A 16,250-nucleotide genomic window follows, 5' to 3' on the forward strand; every position below is an offset into this window, starting at 1 on the left:
CATGACATCCCCCTCGGCGCACCGCGAGCCACCTCGCGAGGCTGAGCGCCCCGACCGCACGATCAAGGCGCTCGCGACCGCGCAAGCAGCATCCGATGCAACGACGTTCGCGCTTCGCTACGGGCTTGCGCGACGCCCAGGCGAAGGTCTCGCCGCGGGCGTGTGCACAGCGCTTGCCCACGCGTACGGGCTTCCCGTGCGGCTCGTGCGCGTGTGGACTCTTGCGCTCGTACTCCTTGGCCCGGGCCTGTTCGTCTACCTCGTGTTCTACCTCGCGCTTCCGCGCCCGGAACGCACGCGTGCGCGAGGCGGCGCCGATATTCGCACGAGCGTAGAAGAAGCCCGGTACGACACTCCCGCTCGCGCGATCATTCGCCGCCGTCCCCAGCCGGGAGATCTCATCGTGGCGCTCCTCGCGCTCCCCGCACTCGCGCTAGGCGTCGCGATCGGGTGGGCGTACGTCGCCTACGCTCCGATCGTCCTCGCCTTCCTCGTTCCCATCAGCCTCGTGCTCGGCGTGATCGTCGTGTGGGGCGGGTGGCGCGCCAGCCGAGCGCGCACGACCTACCTGTTCATGCGCCTCGCTGAGCAAGCCGGCATCATTGATCAGCGCCAAGCACTGCGCACCCTTGCGCGACTTCGACGTGAAGCCCCCGGCGCGTGGGGAGTGGAGGGCGACCTGTTCGGCCCGGGAGCGCATGGTGCCCACGCTGCGCCACGGTTGCGCGGCCGCACCGTTTTGTGGCTCTTTGCCGTCTTCATTTTCCTCGGGGTCGCCGTATTCTCGCTCGTGAGCTACCTTCCGGGCCTTTTCCCGGCGCTCAACCCAAACGGCCCGCTCGAGGTCATCCCGCGCGTAGGCGTGGGCGCCGCGGCGATCGCGCTCGCCTCGGGAACGGTGCTTATCATCGCGGGAGCGCGAGGCAAACGAAGCCGGCAAATCCTTGCCTTCGGCCTCGCCTCCCTCTTCGTCTTTTCCGTGTCGGTGGCGTGGGTGCGCCTCACCGATTCGCGAGGCAACACCCCGATCTACATGAGCGTCGATGAATTCCAGCCGGGCTCCTATCTCGAATGCACGCCCGGCGGGATCCGCGAATGGTCGCGCCCCGTCGTCATTGACCTGAGCGAACTCGGCGAGCCGCCAACGGATGAAGAGGCACGCGGCACATGGGCGGTGGCAAATGGCGAGCCGGATCCGTTGCTCGTGGACCTCTCGCTCACGATCATGTGCAATCGACCCGTTGGCAACATCGAAGTGATTTTGCCCGAAGAGGATTGGCGCGTGAACTCGACCCTCGCGTCGACCCTCGGCACCACCACAAACTCCGAAGCGAAGGGCTACAGCAGGTGGGATCCCTCGCACGTGACGATCCAGATCGACGGCCGCACGATCTTCGGTGATGTCACCTACGTGCGCGAAGGAGCGGACCGATGAAACGAGATTCCACGACATTCGCCCTCGGGATTTTCCTCGTCGCGATGACCGCCTTTCTTGCCCTCGTGCTCATTCTCGGCGGGGCGATACCCTCGTGGGTCACCGCCGCGGGGATCATCGTGATCCTGTGCGTGTGCATGCTGCTCAGCTCCTTCGACAGGCCGCGGCCCTCGGGGAGCGACGGCGATCACGAAAGCGAGCCTGACGCTCCCACCTCGTGATACTTTTGATCTCAAACGGCGTCGATCCGGCCATCACCGGGAAGCCGCGGGAAGAACAGCAAGCGTCGGAATGAACACGCTCCACGCCGCCAAGTAGAACCCGCCGGGACCAGCCCGTGACAGCTGAGGAATAAGTGAGCGCACGGCGAAGCTCCGCGAGCCGCGCGCTAACCGAGGTGGTACCGCGCTCCGTGCGCCCTCGGGCCCGAAGACCAAACAGCAGGTCGTGGCCCCGGGCCACGCACAACGCCGAGGAGCGCGCATGGCATACCCCAAGAACGGTAAGAGCCTCACGAGTTCGCCGAACCTTCCGAAGCTCGAGGAAGAGGTGCTCGCCTTCTGGAAGGAAGACGACACGTTCGCCGAGTCCATTCGCCGCCGCGAAGGCGCCGAGGAATTCGTGTTTTATGACGGCCCGCCTTTCGCGAACGGCCTTCCGCACTACGGCCACCTTCTCACCGGCTACGCGAAGGACGTTGTGCCGCGCTACCGCACCATGCGTGGCAACCTCGTGGAGCGTCGTTTCGGCTGGGACACGCACGGCCTTCCCGCCGAACTCGCGGCGATGGAAGAGCTCGGCCTCACCGAGAAGCGCGAAATCGAGGACATGGGCGTCAAGGCGTTCAACAACGCGGCGCGCGGCTCGGTTCTCACCTACGCAAACGAATGGATCGACTACGTGACGCGCCAGGCGCGCTGGGTCGATTTCGAGAATGACTATAAGACGCTCGACGTGACGTTCATGGAGTCCGTTCTGTGGGCGTTCAAGCAGCTTTACGACAAGGACCGTGCGTACGAGGGCTACAAGGTTCTCCCGTACTGCTGGGTCGACCAGACCCCGCTCAGCAGCCACGAATTGCGCATGGACGACGACGTGTACAAGGACCGCCAGGACGCCTCGGTCGTCGTGACGTTCCCGCTCGCGGGCCAGAAGGCTGCCGAGCTTGGCCTCGAGGGCGTGACAGCGCTCGCGTGGACGACGACCCCGTGGACCCTCCCCACGAACTTTTCGCTCGCGGTGGGGCCGGAAGTGGAGTACGTGACGGTTCCGGCTGGCCCGAACGGCAGTGCCGACGGCACCCCCGCTGGCGGTGCGACCTATCTGCTCGCGAAGGACCTCGCTGGCGCCTTCGCAAAGGAGCTCGGCTACGACAGCGCGGATGACGTTCTCGCGGCTCTTGGCGAGCGCACCTACCAGGGCGCCGAACTCGAATACGTCGAGTACACGCCACTGTGGGACGTGTACGCGAAAGACCGCGAAAAGTGGGGCCTTGAGAACGCGTGGATCATCACCGTCGCCGACTACGTGTCAACGAGCGATGGTACGGGCGTTGTGCACCAGGCGACCGCCTACGGTGAGGACGACCAGAAGATCAACGCTGAATACGGCATCCCGGTCGTGGTGAGTGTTGACGAGGGCGCGAAGTTCCTCGAGACCTTCCGCGGCACCGCACTCGATTCGATCGTGGGCCTGCAGGTGTTCGAGGCGAACCGCCCCCTCATTCGCCTCCTCCAAAGCGATGGCCGGCTCTTCCAGGAGAAGAGCTACGTGCACAGCTACCCGCACTGCTGGCGCTGCCGCAACCCCCTCATCTACAAGGCCGTGGGTTCGTGGTTTGTGAAGGTTGCCGATCAGCGCGAGCGCATGCTCGAGCTGAACCAGGAGATTAACTGGGTTCCCGGCAACGTCAAGAACGGACAGTTCGGCAAGTGGCTCGAGGGCGCACGCGACTGGGCGATCTCCCGTAACCGCTACTGGGGTACGCCGATCCCCGTGTGGAAGAGCGACGATCCGAACTACCCGCGCATCGAGGTGTACGGTTCGCTCGCCGAGATTGAGGAAGCCTTTGGTGAGCTTCCCCGCGACGAGAATGGTGAGGTCAACCTCCACCGCCCGTACATCGACGACCTCACGCGCCCGAACCCCGATGATCCGACGGGCAGGTCGACCATGCGCCGCATCGAAGACATCTTCGACGTGTGGTTCGACTCGGGTTCGATGCCGTTTGCGCAGGTCCACTATCCGTTCGAGAACCAGGAATGGTTCGATTCGCACAATCCGGCGGACTTCATCGTCGAATACATCGGCCAGACCCGCGGCTGGTTCTACGTCATGCACGTGCTTTCGACCGCGCTGTTTGACCGCCCGGCGTTCAAGAACGTGATTTGCCACGGCATCGTGCTTGGCGACGACGGCAACAAGATGTCGAAGTCGCTCAGGAACTACCCGGACGTGCGCGAGATGTATGAGGCCTACGGTGCCGACGCGATGCGCTGGTTCCTCATGACCTCCCCGATCCTCCGCGGCGGCAACCTCATTGTCGCGGAGAGCAACATCCGCGACGCCGTGCGCACCGCGGTTCTTCCGCTGTGGAACACGTGGTACTTCCTCGCCCTGTACGCCAATGCGGCGGGGGAGAAGGATGCCGACGGCCGCCCCACCGGCTACGAGGCCAAGGTGCGCTACGACTCCGATGACGTCATGGACCGCTACCTCCTTGCCCGCACGGGTCAGCTTGTGCGTGAGGTGCAGACCTGCCTCGACGAGCTGAGGGTTGCCGATGCCGGCGAGGCGATTGCGCAGTACCTCGATGCCCTCACAAACTGGTATGTGCGCCGTTCGCGCGAGCGTTTTTGGGAGGGCGATGGAGCGGCGATCGACACGCTGCGCACGTGCCTCGAGACTCTCGTGCAGGTGGCGGCGCCGCTTCTCCCGCTCGTGACCGAGGAAATCTATCGCGAGCTCACGGGTGAGCGCAGTGTGCACCTCACCGATTGGCCCGATGCCTCTCTGTTCCCCGTGGACGATTCCCTCGTTGAGGAAATGGAGACCGTGCGGCGAGTGGCATCGCAGGGCAACGCGCTGCGCAAGAAGGAGGGGCTGCGTGCCCGCCTTCCGCTCGCGGAGCTCACCGTCGTTGCCGCCGATGCCGCACGCCTCGAGCCTTTTGTCGACATCGTGCGCGATGAGCTCAACGTCAAGGCCGTGCGCCTGCTCGATGTGGCGAGTGAAGAAGCCGGAAAGATGGGCGTCGAGCAGCGCTTGAGCGTGAATGCGCGTGCCGCCGGCCCACGCCTTGGCAAGGATGTGCAGCGCGCGATCAAGGGCGCGAAGAGCGGCGACTGGAGCGTCGCCGAAGACGGCACCGTGACCTCGGGCGGTCTCGACCTTGTCGAGGGCGAGTACACGCTCGACCTTGTTGCGGGCGAGAGCTCGGAGGCGGAAGGCCGTTCGATCGGGGTTTTGCGCGGTGGCGACTTCATCGTTCTCGACACGCGCGTGAGCCCCGAGCTCGAGGCCGAAGGCCTTGCGCGCGACGTCGTGCGCGTTGTGCAGTCGGCGCGCCGCGAAGCGGGCTTCGAGGTTTCGGACCGCATTGCGCTCGGCGTTGCGGGATCCGAGAGTGTTCTCGAGGCCGTGCGCGCGTTCGAGACCCTCGTTGCCCACGAGGTTCTCGCGACGAGCGTTGCCTATGGCGAGAGTGCGCTCGCGGGTGCGGATTTCACGACCGAGGAAAAGGTCACGGGGGCGAGCGTCACCGTGCAGGTGAAGCGCGCCTAACGCCACCTGTCGAGAAACTCCTCCGGTGACGGGGGCATCGAGCGATCGGTGCCCCCGTCATCGTGCGTGGCGCCATCTGCGCTGGCGTTTTCGGGGGTGCGCACGAACTGCACGTTCGTGTCGTCAATCAGAGTGAGGCCTTCGCCCATATAGAGACCGTCGAGGTCTTCTTTCACCTCGAGCAGCTCGGGGTTCAATCCTTGCTGCGCGAGAACAGTGGGGTAATAACCGTAATGCGGGTTGATCGAGCCGTCGGGGAGGCGCTCCATCGAGTCGTGAGCGGCGCCCAGATCGTAGCCCGGCAACTTCACGTCCACCGGTGCTTGCCCCGGTTGGAAAAAGGAGACTCCGGTGTTGAGACCCGCGTCGTGGTCCGTCGCGGGGGTGAGGTCAATGTTGGTGACCTGCGGTGAATGTGGGCGGCCTAGTCCACCGAGATCGAGGAGCGGAACGGGGTCGACCGTAAAGGAGATGCCAGAGCGCGAGGGGCCACCAAGGATGCTTTCCGCGTATGTTCGCAGCCCCTGCTTGTGCGCGATAGCGAAGACCTTGGTGTTCGACTGTGCGGGCGTGAAGGCGTCGACCGGGGAGCCGTACGTGATGACGTTCGTGACGTTGTAGCCGTCTTGGCCGTTAAAGTCGGATCGCGACGCGAGCGATGCCGCCGCGAGACCTCCCTGCGAGTGGCCGACGAGCATGAGGTTCGCGCCCTTGGGAACGCCCGCGGCTTCGAGCGCGGCGCGCGCGTTCTTCATCGTCGTGACGTCCATGCCCGCCATGATCCCCAGGTTTGACGCCCAATCGCGCGAGTTGCCCGCGGTTCCATCCCACGCCTTTTCTTTCTCCATGGCGATTTGGGTGGGAGGCATGTACAGGACATAGGTTTCTTCTCCCGCGGCGGTGCGAAAGTGCTGCACGCGGTAGTTCTCGCGATTTTCACCCGCGCCGCGTGCGTGGCGTGCCTCCTCGGTGAATTCGAGGAGGTCCGCGAGCTCGCGCGGTGGGTGCGAATCTCGGTAGGCGGAGATGCCCACGAGCGTGCTCGGCCGCGTCGTGGGGGTCACCTCGAAGTGAGGGTTGAGGAACCAGGTTTTCCCTGTGCTGCTCAAATACTTCATAGCGGCAAGTGCAGTCAGGCCAACGGTGGGGTTGAACGTGTGGGTGTTCTCTGTGCCGATTCCTCGTACGCGACGCGACGTGAGGCCGAGAAGATCGCGCGCGCGAGCGCCCTGGGCGGCAAGAATGCCAAGACCGAACATGTTTGCCTGCGCAGCTCCCGCAAGAGCGAGGGGAGATGCTCCGGCGCCGCTGACCACGGCACCGCCCTGGCTGGACGCCAAATCTTGCTCGAGGGCGCTGCTCTCAAGTGTGTGGGCGAGGGAAAAGAGCTGGGAGATCACCGCGTGGACCTGCGGAGCAAAGACGCCTGCCATGCGCGCGCGAAAGGCTTCCGCATCGGCGCCTTCCCACGGGACCGCGCCCGCTTCCTCTTTCACGTGGCCTGCCTCGGTGTTCAGGCGCCCCGCGAGCTCATCGAGCGCGTGAGCTGCTCCGCGCACCTGCGCGGTGTCCATTCCCAAAAAATTCCCCACGCCGTTTCCCCTTCGTGCATTCCCCGAAACGCGGCAACAGCCGGTGCCGTGCCCTGCTCTTGAGCGTAGGCAAGCGTCGGAAAGTGAAGCCCCACGATCAGCCTCCTCGGGGATCACCGTGAGGTGTGGAGCACGAGCCGGGCCTTGCGCACGCCGCCCACGCCCGCGCCGAGGGCGTACGCCACTACACTGAAGGCCACGGACCACCGGCGCGAAAGGCAGAGTGAAGCAGTCCATGGCACGGCCCAGCGGCATCGAGCACAGTGAGGCATTCACGAAGGTGTGGGCGGATCTTCAATCGCGCGCCCCCGAAAACGAGATCGAACCGAGTCTTACCCGCATCGAACGTCTCCTCGAACTCATGGGGCACCCCGAGCGCGCCTACCGCACGCTCCACATCGCCGGCACGAACGGTAAAACCTCTACGGCACGCATCGCCGAGGCCCTCCTCATCGAGGCGGGGCTTCGCACGGGCCGCCTCACGAGCCCCCACATGCACACCCCCACGGAGCGCATCGCGCTCGATGGCGAACCCATAAGCGAAGAAGGATTCGTGCAGGCCTACGAGGACGTGCTCCCATTCGCCGAAGCAGTTGATCGCGAGTATGCCGCAACGGGCGTGCGAATCAGCATGTTCGAATACCTCACGGCGATGCAGTTCCAAGCGTTCGCGAGCGCTCCCGTGGATGTTGCCATCGTGGAAGTCGGACTCGGTGGCCGGTGGGACGCGACCAACGTCATCGACCCCGATGCCACCGTGATCACCCCCATTGCCCTCGACCACCAGGATTACCTCGGCGACACGATCGAGGAAATCGCGGGGGAGAAGGCCGGGATCCTTAAAGAGGGTGCACTCGCGATCATCGCGGCTCAGCCGTTCCCCGGCGCGCTCGACGTCCTTAAAAACCGTTGCGCTGAACTCGGCGTGACCGCCGCAATCGAGGGGGAGCAGATTGGCGTCATTGATCGCGTCCCCGCAGTCGGCGGGCAGATGATCGCCGTGCAGTCCATCGCCGCGCGCTACGAAGAGATCTTCGTTCCGCTTCTCGGCGCTCATCAGGCCCACAACGCTCTTCTCGCGGTCGCCGCGGCGGAAGCGATTCTCACCGGCGGCGATGCCCCGCTCGATGGTGAACTCGTGCGCGCGGGACTCGAGCGCGTGACCTCCCCGGGCCGCGCCGAAGTCGTGCGCCAGGCACCCACGATCCTCGTTGACGCCGCGCACAACCCCGCAGGTGCCGAAGTGCTCGTTGAAACCGTACGCGAGAGCTTCCGGTTCACGCGCACCGTGGGCATCGTGGGCATCCTCAAGGAGAAAGACGCGAGCGAAATCCTCGCGATCCTCGAACCACTCTTCGACATCGTCGTGATCACCGAGAGCACTTCGCCGCGTGCGATCCCCACGGATCTGCTGGCGATGGAAGCACGAGATATTTTCGGAGATGAGGAGCGCGTGATCGAATGCGCGAGCCTGCCCGATGCGATCCAGGCAGCGGTGGACGCTGCTGAACAGGGCGGGGATGATTTCTCGGGCATCGTGGCCACAGGCTCGATCACGCTCGCCGCTGAAGTACGCCAGCTTCTTGGCCGGGTAGGGGAGTGAGGAACGTGGACATCACCCCCTCCACCCGCAAGTCGGGCGCGCAGCGCATGCTGTGCGCGACGATCCTTGCCTGCGAAGCCTTCGTGGCGCTTTTCGGTGGTCTCGTCGCACACGGCCTCGCGCCTGACACACGTCTCGTGAGTTGGATTCTTGCTCTCGTTCTGCTCGTCGTATTCATTCTCGCGGCGCGCTTGCTCTCGAAGGGCCAGGCCTGGCCCTACTGGTTCGGCCTCGCGCTCCAAGCGCCGCTCATTCTTTTTGGACTCTTCGTGCCCGCCATGTACGTCGTCGGCGCATTCTTCGCGGTGCTCTACTGGCTCGGTGTGGTCAAGGGACGCCAGCTCGACCGCGAGAAGGACGCGATCGATCGCCGTGTCCTGGGAGATGATGCCGCCGCACGCTAAGGTGAGAGGCATGACACAAGAACGCACGCTCATCCTTCTCAAGCCTGACGCTGTGAAGCGTCAGTTGCGCGGCGAAATCATTCGTCGCATCGAGCAAAAGGGGTACACCATCCTTGCGCTCGATCAACGCACCGCGAGCCACGAGGAACTCACGGCGCACTACGCTGAGCACGAAGGCAAGCCGTTTTTTCCTCCCATGCTCGAGTTCATGAGCTCGGGTCCGCTCGTCGCACTCGTCGTCGCAGGCGATGAATGCATCGCGGGGATGCGCTCGCTCATGGGGGCAACGCAGCCGACGCAGGCGGCCCCTGGCACGATTCGCGGTGACCTCGGTCGTGCATGGGATAAGCCCGTGATTGAGAACCTCATCCACGGCTCTGATTCACCCGAATCTGCCGCTCGGGAAATCGGCATCTGGTTCCCTTCGCTCGCCGCGTGAATCGCGGTTAACGCGAAGCGACGCTCGGGCGTCTATATCGCGAAAAACACACGCAGCTTTGGGACTCGCGGGCCAAATTGGCGATTTTTCGAGTAAAGATGAGGCAAAATATTGGGCATGGGACCTGTCATCCTCTTTATGCTCGTGGCCGTCGCGCTCGCCGCGGGTCTTATCGCGGTCGTCGTGATGGCGCAGAAGAACACCGGCAATGCTCCCTCGCGCAAGAAGGGTTCCTCGAAAGCCGTGAGCCGCACCCCCTCGGCATCGATGCGGGCGAGTGTTCCCGTGCAAGCCTGGCCCCTTCGTGAAGGTGAAAAGCGCGCCGCTACCGAATCGCGCGAGAGCCGGGCAAATGTGCACGAGGGCGAGGGTGAAGCTGAGCGAGAGCCGCTTCGTCTCGCGTCCTGAGGCCCCCGCTCGCCTCTCCCCACGTTTCTCGACCCGCGCCCCGCGCGGGTCGTTTCCGTACAATGGCGAGGAAATCTTTTGCCGCGCGCTTCCTCGTGCGCGGGTGTTTAAGGAGGGCCGATGGACTTAAACGAACTGATCTTGACCCTCGCCGCGAGCGGCGGCGGGATCGCCGTCATCGCTGCGGGACTGTGGGCGCTCACGCGGCCGTCGGGAACCGACACTGACAAGGACGCCCCGAAGGACGCCCCTGAGAAGGGTGCGAAGGGCGAGGAGAAAAAGCCTTCGAGGCCCGAGCGCCCGGCGGCCCCCACGTGGGGAGACACGCTTTCGGCGCCCGCCAAAAAGCCGGCTCGCGAAAAGGAGGGCGAGGAAGGGGAGACTTCCGACGCTTCCAAGGCTCCCACCGCGCCCGAAGGCTCGCACGAGGCGGCTCCGCAGGCGTCAGACACGCATGAGCCAGCAACCACCGCGCGCGCTGAATCGGTCGCACCAGCCGAGCCATCCGAGTCTGGTGTACGAGAGCCGGCCGCTGAGCCGGCAGTCGTGGAGCCCGCCGAAAAGGTCGACTCCGCCGCCCCCGCCGCACAAGCTGAGTCGGTCGCACCAGCCGAGCCCGCGCAGCCAGCCGAGCCGGTCCCAGCCGAGAGTGCTGCGCCCGCCGAGCCCGTCGCGCCTTCCGCGCCATCCGAGGAGCCCGCGCCCGGGACCGAGCCCCAGGCCGCCGTTGAAACGCCCGAGCCGACCGCCGATCGCATGGTGCGCCTTCGCGAGCGCCTCCAGCGCTCCGGCGCGATTGGCCGCGGCATCCTCGCGCTGCTCACGAGCGGTGAGATCGACATGGATACGTGGGACGAGATCGAGGAGACCCTCCTCATGGCTGATCTCGGCCCGGACGCCACAGATGAACTCATGGACGCGCTTCGTGAGCGTGTGCAAGTGCTCAACACAAAGGATCCCGATGCGGTCCGCGAGGTGCTTCGCGAGGAGCTCGTGAAGCTCGTGAACCCCGATCTCGACCGTCGTCTCGCGGCGAGCGCGATCGAAGCGCCCGATGGCTCGATGGTGCCGAGCGTCGTCATGATGGTGGGCGTCAATGGCACCGGAAAAACCACGACGACCGGCAAGTTTGGTCGCGTGCTCATCGCTGAGGGGCGCACGGTGCTCTTCGGCGCGGCCGATACCTTCCGCGCCGCGGCTGCCGATCAGCTCCAAACGTGGGGCGAACGCGTGGGCGTGACGACCGTGCGAAGCGAGCGCGAGAATGCCGACCCGGCCTCCGTCGCCTTCGACGCCGTTCAAGCGGGAATCGAGCAGGGGGTGGACGTCGTGGTGATCGATACCGCCGGCCGCCTCCAGAACAAGAAGGGCCTCATGGACGAGCTCGGCAAGATCCGCCGTGTCGCGTCGAAGGCCCTCAAGGGTGCCGAGATCCAGGAGGTCATCCTCGTTCTCGATGCGACGACCGGTCAAAACGGCATGCAGCAAGCGCGCGTGTTTGCGGAGGCCGTGAATGTCACGGGTATCGCGCTCACGAAGCTTGACGGCACCGCGAAGGGCGGCATCGTCGTCAACGTCCAGCGTGAGCTCGGCGTGCCCGTGAAACTCGTGGGTCTCGGCGAAGGCATGGATGACCTCACGCCGTTCGATCCCTACGGGTTCGTGGACGCCCTTCTCGAGTAGTTACCCTCACCTCTTTCACGCGAGCCGGAGGGCGCCCGCCCCGTTACAATGGGTGCGCTCCGGCTCGCGAGGTGCGCCCCCACGGGTGCGCGCCGTCACCTTGCTCGCCGCCCCAATTTTTCCCGAGGCTAATTTTTCGTGTTTGACAATCTCTCCGATCGCATCAGTAAAACCCTCAAGGGCCTGCGTGGCCAGGGCCGCCTTACCGAGGCTGATATCGACAAGACCGTGCGCGAGATTCGCCGCGCACTGCTCGATGCGGACGTTGCCGTTCCCGTCGTGCGGCAGTTTGCGTCGCGCGTGCGTGAGCGCGCCCTCGGCGCAGAAGTGTCGAAGGCCCTGAACCCCGCTCAACAGGTCGTGAAGATCGTCCACGCCGAACTCGTGGAGATTCTCGGTGGCGCGACCGGCCAGCTCCAGTTTGCGAAGAACCCGCCGACCGTCATCATGCTCGCGGGCCTCCAGGGCGCCGGTAAAACGACCCTCGCAGGAAAGCTCGCGAAACACCTCAAAGAGGAGGGGCACACGCCGCTCCTCGTCGCCTCCGACCTCCAGCGTCCGAACGCCGTCAACCAGCTCCAGATCGTCGGTGAGCGTGCGGGCGTCAAGGTCTTCGCTCCCGAGCCCGGCAACGGCGTGGGCGATCCCGTCGTCGTTGCCCTCGATGGCGTGGCGACCGCGGCACGAGAGCAGTACGACGTCGTCATCGTCGATACCGCGGGCCGCCTCGGTGTCGATGAAGAAATGATGCAGCAGGCGCGCGACATCCGCGACGCTGTGGAGCCTCACAACATTCTCTTCGTGGTCGACGCGATGATCGGTCAGGACGCGGCGCGCGTCGCCGAGGCCTTCCGCGACGGCGTAGGCTTCACCGGCGTCGTGCTGTCGAAGCTCGATGGCGATGCGCGAGGTGGCGCGGCTCTCTCCGTCACGGGCATCACCGACCGCCCCATCCTCTTTGCCTCGACCGGCGAGGCCCTCGGCGATTTCGAGCGCTTCCATCCGGACCGCATGGCGAGCCGTATTCTCGACATGGGCGATGTGCTCACCCTCATCGAGCAGGCCGAAAAGCGCATGGATCGCGAGGAGGCCGAGAAGGTCGCCTCGAAGCTTGCGCAGGGCGAAGAATTCAACCTCAACGACTTCATGTCGATGCTCCAGCAGATCAAATCTATGGGCTCGATGAAGAAGATGCTCGGCATGATGCCGAATATGCGCCAGTACAAGCAGGCCATCGATCAGTTCGACGATTCGATGATCACGCGTATCGAAGCCATGGTGCAGTCGATGACCCCGTTCGAGCGCGCGAACCCCAAGGAAATCAACGGTTCTCGCCGTGCACGCATCGCGAAGGGCTCCGGCACGACCGTGACCGAAGTGAACCGGCTCCTCGATCAGTTCAAGCAAATGCAGAAGATGATGGGCTCGGTGGGCCGAGGCATGGCCGGCGGCGGAGCGATGGGCGCCCCGGGCATGGGCTTTGGCAAGAAGTCCCGCGGGCGCATGCAGTCACCGAAGAAAAACAAGAAGAAATCCCGCTCGGGCAACCCTGCGAAGCGCGCAGCCGAAGAAAAAGCCTGGGCCGAGCAGCAAGCACAGAAAAAGGGTGCGGCGTTCGGCGGCGGTGCCTTCGGTGGCACGGGGCAGGGGGCCGACGCCGCCTCGGATCTGTCGAACCTTGATATGAACCAGCTCCCGCCCGAACTGCGAAAGATGCTCGGAAAGTAGCGCACATGTCCACCGTCACGACCGGCAGTCTTCCCGCCCTCACATCGGGGCTTCGATTCCCTACCTCGAAGCGCGGTGCGCGCTACTGCATCGAGGATGTCGATCGCTTCCTCGACACGCTCGATGAAGAACTCGTGCTCACCGAGGGGGATGTTGCGCGCTCGCTGGCTCTTGCCGAGAGCATCGAAGGGCAAACGTTTCCGCGCGTGGGGTTTATGCGCGAGGGCTACCAGGTCGCGGCGGTTGACGAAGCGCTCGAAGCGATCGTGCGTGAACTGCGCGCCGATCCGCTAAGCGAGCAGAACGCCCTCGTGATCGGTGTGGAGGACTTCCTTGGCGCACACCGACCGCTCACGTGGGAGGCGGCGCAGGCCGGTGCCGTGGGTGGAAGCGTGAAGCTCTATGAGCGCGCGAGTGTGGAAGAAGCACTCGCCGAGTTTCGCGCGATCGCGAAGGCCGGTGACACGCACGAGACGCACCGCAAATTGCGAGACTTTCGCGCGAGACTGAACCTCGTGAGGCTCGGCGATTGGGAGACCGGTGCGGGGGCCGACGGCGAGGGGTATCCCGCGTTCGCCGTCGATCGGTTCTTTGCCCTCAGTATCTCTGACTATTGCTCCGCGCCGCTTTCAGGCGAGTAACGAGCGGGGCGCGGCCACCGTCGGGCCCATAACTGTGCCCGGAGGCACACCCAACGGCCTTTCGCCGAGGGGGCGGTTTCAGGCATAATTGACGCTTGTATGTGCCCGCTCCGGAGCCCTCTACCCGGCCGGGCGCGTCCAGCCGAGAAACGCGCAGCTTATGTTGACCCCACGGGCAGCGCGAATCTCACCCATTCTTATGCAGAAGGAGAGACAGCCTCGTGGCCGTCAAAATTCGTCTTAAGCGCATGGGCAAGGTCCATGCACCGGTTTACCGCATCGTTGTTGTCGACTCGCGCAAGAAGCGCGACGGCGCCGTGATCGAAGAGATCGGCAAGTACAACCCGAACGAGCAGCCCTCGTTCATGGAGATCGACTCGGAGCGCGCGCAGTACTGGCTCGGCGTTGGTGCTCAGACGAGCAACCAGGTCGCCGCGATCCTCAAGGTCACTGGCGAATGGGCGAAGTTCAAGGGCGAAGAGGGCACCGAAGGCACCCTCAAGACCAAGGAAGCCAAGCTCAGCGCCGAGGAGCGCATCGCTGCCGCCGATAAGGCCGCCGCCGAGAAGCGCGAAGAGGTCAAGGCCGCCAAGGAAAAGGCCGAGGCCGAAGCTGCCGCTGAGAAGGAAGCCGCCGAGGCTGCCGAGAACGCCGAGTCCTCCGAGGAGTCGGCTGAGGGCACCGAAGCCGAGACTTCCGAAGAGACCACCGAAGAGGCCTGAGCATGAGTGCTCGCGCCGAAGCTCTCGCGCACCTCGTGTGCGGGATCGTCGACAACCCCGATGACGTGCGCGTCAAGGAGAAGTCGACCCGCCGTGGGCCACTTCTCGAAGTGCGCGTTCACCCCGATGACCTCGGGCGCGTGATCGGGCGTTCGGGCCGCACCGCCCGCGCGCTGCGCACCGTGACCACGGCACTGTCCGACGACGACATTCGCGTGGACATCGTGGACACCGACAAGCGCTAACGGTGACAATGCACCTTGAGGCGGCAGCAACGCTACAGTGTGGCGCGGCTGCCGCCTTTTCTTATGAGACCCGTGAGTGAGGACCCCATGACGCTCTCCCGAATTCTTCGCCCGTTTGCCGCCTTCGGCGCGGCAGCCCTTCTTGTGCTCGGTGCAGCCGGGTGCGATGCCATTGGTCAGAAGGGTGGCGAGCCCGCCGATGGCAGCACCGTGAAAGTCACGAAGGTCGGGGCCAAAAAGCCGAAGACCGATCCCGCGACCGAGTATGCGTGCACGCAGTTCTTCGGCGACCCCGACTACGTCTCACCCGAGTATTTCCAGGCGATCGCCATGGGGGCGAGCGCGCTCGAGATCGGCGGCACGAACGAGTACCTGTTCCAGAGTGCCGCCGAAGAGCTGCGCGGTACGTTCGAGGAATCCACCGAAGACGTGAAGGGGGCCGCAGACGCGGTCGCCGACTGGATCGAAACGGAATCCGCGAAGGGGAAGGACGCTGATACCGACGCCTTCAAGGGAGCGCTCGAGGGGCTTGCCTCGGCGTGCGCGCCGATGTCCGTTCACGCAACCTGGGCGAGCGGCGGCGGGGAGAAGGGGAAGAAACCCGCAAAGCTCGTGTGCGCTGAGCTCGCGACGAAGCCGCAACTGTTCACCGAGTACCGCAACGGCAACGTGTTCACCTCGAACTCCTTCAAGGCCGTGGGTTTTTACGGGAAGCACGTTCCGGAATCTGACCTTCCCAAGGTGCGGAACCTCAACGATCTCCTCCAAAACGAGATTGACAACGTTGATGACGAGGGCGTGAAGAACGCCCTGATCGAGGTGCAAGAGCCGTTCCGCTCCGTGCTTGACGGCGACCGTGATTCGAGCGGTTCGCGCAAGAAGCTTGATGGCTTCGGTGCCGCCTGCGAGGCTGCGGGCTACGAGGGCGCCGTGGACCTTCCCGCGGAGGATCCGGGCGAGACGGGTGAAGGCACCGAGGGAGGTGAGCTCGCCGGTGAATAGGAATGTCACGGTAGTCGTGGGCACGATCGGCAAGGCACACGGTCTCAAGGGCGAGGTGTCGCTCATGGTGCGCACGGATATCCCCGAGGAGCGTCTCGTGAGGGGCGCCGAGTTTGACGTGGATGGCCCTGAGGGGGTGCCCGCACGGCTCACCCTCACCTCAACCCGCACTCAGCAGGGACGCTGGTACGCCAAATTCGCGGAAATTCCCAACCGCACCGTTGCTGAGAGCCTCCGCGGCGCCGATCTCACGCTTGAGCTCGACCGCGAAGAAGAGTTCGAAGAGGACCCCGATGCCTGGTATCCCGAGGAGCTCAAAGGCCTCGAGGTGCGCACGGAAGACGGTCGGGTACTCGGCACCGTGATCGGTCTCGACCACTATCCCGCGCAGGACGTTCTGCTCGTCCGCGGGGGCGACGGGCGCCGCATCATGCTTCCGTTTGTTGAGGAACTCGTGCCCGAGGTCGACATCGACAACGGTTTTGTGCTGGCCGACCCGCCCGGAGGGCTCTTTGACCCCGAAAACGCGCTGAGTGAGCGCGACGGGGCGGAAGGCTAGGGCTTC

The 16,250-nt window shown here is 64.8% G+C and carries 15 protein-coding genes; 14 read left to right on the plus strand and 1 reads right to left on the minus strand.

All coding sequences use genetic code 11. The features are described from left to right. Position 1 precedes the first annotated feature (1 nt). From D8M36_RS05425 to ileS, 3 genes are all read left to right on the plus strand, one after another. On the plus strand, positions 2-1,435 hold the full coding sequence (locus tag D8M36_RS05425; RefSeq protein WP_126847320.1) for a PspC domain-containing protein: 1,434 nt from the start codon (positions 2-4) through the stop codon (positions 1,433-1,435). Continuing rightward, entirely contained in the window at positions 1,432-1,656 is a 225-nt protein-coding gene (locus D8M36_RS05430) for a hypothetical protein (RefSeq protein WP_126847322.1), read from the plus strand. Before D8M36_RS05425 ends, D8M36_RS05430 begins: the two co-directional genes overlap by 4 nt. A 262-nt stretch (positions 1,657-1,918) precedes the next feature. Further along, positions 1,919-5,218: an isoleucine--tRNA ligase gene (gene ileS, locus D8M36_RS05435; protein WP_126847323.1), complete on the plus strand. Its 3,300-nt coding sequence runs from the start codon at positions 1,919-1,921 to the stop codon at positions 5,216-5,218. Here the strand turns inward: ileS and D8M36_RS05440 are convergent. Continuing rightward, positions 5,215-6,792, minus strand: a complete 1,578-nt coding sequence (locus tag D8M36_RS05440) for a WXG100 family type VII secretion target (protein WP_126847325.1) — start codon at positions 6,790-6,792, stop codon at positions 5,215-5,217. The two genes, ileS and D8M36_RS05440, sit on opposite strands and share 4 nt — an antisense overlap. A gap of 253 nt (positions 6,793-7,045) precedes the next feature. Between D8M36_RS05440 and D8M36_RS05445 the strand changes: the two genes are divergently transcribed. The 11 genes from D8M36_RS05445 to rimM all read left to right on the plus strand — a co-directional run bounded on the left by D8M36_RS05445 (position 7,046) and on the right by rimM (position 16,244). Further along, positions 7,046-8,413, plus strand: coding sequence for a bifunctional folylpolyglutamate synthase/dihydrofolate synthase (locus tag D8M36_RS05445; RefSeq protein ID WP_126847327.1), 1,368 nt, complete (start codon positions 7,046-7,048; stop codon positions 8,411-8,413). A 5-nt stretch (positions 8,414-8,418) separates the two neighbouring features. Continuing rightward, positions 8,419-8,817 carry a DUF4233 domain-containing protein gene (locus D8M36_RS05450; RefSeq protein ID WP_082738765.1) on the plus strand — a complete coding sequence of 133 codons (399 nt, stop codon included), beginning with the start codon at positions 8,419-8,421 and terminating at the stop codon, positions 8,815-8,817. A 10-nt stretch (positions 8,818-8,827) separates the two neighbouring features. After that, positions 8,828-9,256, plus strand: a complete 429-nt coding sequence (gene ndk, locus D8M36_RS05455) for a nucleoside-diphosphate kinase (protein WP_065248271.1) — start codon at positions 8,828-8,830, stop codon at positions 9,254-9,256. A gap of 117 nt (positions 9,257-9,373) precedes the next feature. Then, positions 9,374-9,664 (plus strand): hypothetical protein, encoded by a 291-nt coding sequence (locus tag D8M36_RS05460; protein ID WP_126847329.1) that lies wholly within the window; start codon positions 9,374-9,376, stop codon positions 9,662-9,664. 120 nt (positions 9,665-9,784) lie between these two features. Continuing rightward, complete coding sequence (gene ftsY / locus D8M36_RS05465; protein ID WP_126847331.1) at positions 9,785-11,347, plus strand: signal recognition particle-docking protein FtsY; 1,563 nt, start codon at positions 9,785-9,787, stop codon at positions 11,345-11,347. Positions 11,348-11,485: 138 nt separating this feature from the next. After that, positions 11,486-13,075, plus strand: coding sequence for a signal recognition particle protein (ffh, locus tag D8M36_RS05470; protein ID WP_065248268.1), 1,590 nt, complete (start codon positions 11,486-11,488; stop codon positions 13,073-13,075). 5 nt (positions 13,076-13,080) lie between these two features. After that, positions 13,081-13,716 carry a hypothetical protein gene (locus D8M36_RS05475; RefSeq protein ID WP_126847333.1) on the plus strand — a complete coding sequence of 212 codons (636 nt, stop codon included), beginning with the start codon at positions 13,081-13,083 and terminating at the stop codon, positions 13,714-13,716. Positions 13,717-13,937: 221 nt separating this feature from the next. Beyond that, positions 13,938-14,438 (plus strand): 30S ribosomal protein S16, encoded by a 501-nt coding sequence (rpsP, locus tag D8M36_RS05480; RefSeq protein ID WP_065248266.1) that lies wholly within the window; start codon positions 13,938-13,940, stop codon positions 14,436-14,438. A 2-nt stretch (positions 14,439-14,440) separates the two neighbouring features. Next, positions 14,441-14,683 carry an RNA-binding protein gene (locus D8M36_RS05485; protein WP_074298123.1) on the plus strand — a complete coding sequence of 81 codons (243 nt, stop codon included), beginning with the start codon at positions 14,441-14,443 and terminating at the stop codon, positions 14,681-14,683. A gap of 87 nt (positions 14,684-14,770) precedes the next feature. Continuing rightward, positions 14,771-15,685 carry a hypothetical protein gene (locus tag D8M36_RS05490; protein WP_074298121.1) on the plus strand — a complete coding sequence of 305 codons (915 nt, stop codon included), beginning with the start codon at positions 14,771-14,773 and terminating at the stop codon, positions 15,683-15,685. Then, positions 15,678-16,244, plus strand: coding sequence for a ribosome maturation factor RimM (gene rimM / locus D8M36_RS05495; protein ID WP_274542643.1), 567 nt, complete (start codon positions 15,678-15,680; stop codon positions 16,242-16,244). The genes D8M36_RS05490 and rimM overlap by 8 nt, the downstream gene beginning before the upstream one ends. The last annotated feature ends 6 nt before the right edge of the window (positions 16,245-16,250 follow it).

The sequence above is a fragment of the Dermabacter sp. HSID17554 genome, from assembly GCF_003989295.1.
Taxonomy (GTDB): Bacteria; Actinomycetota; Actinomycetes; order Actinomycetales; family Dermabacteraceae; genus Dermabacter; species Dermabacter vaginalis.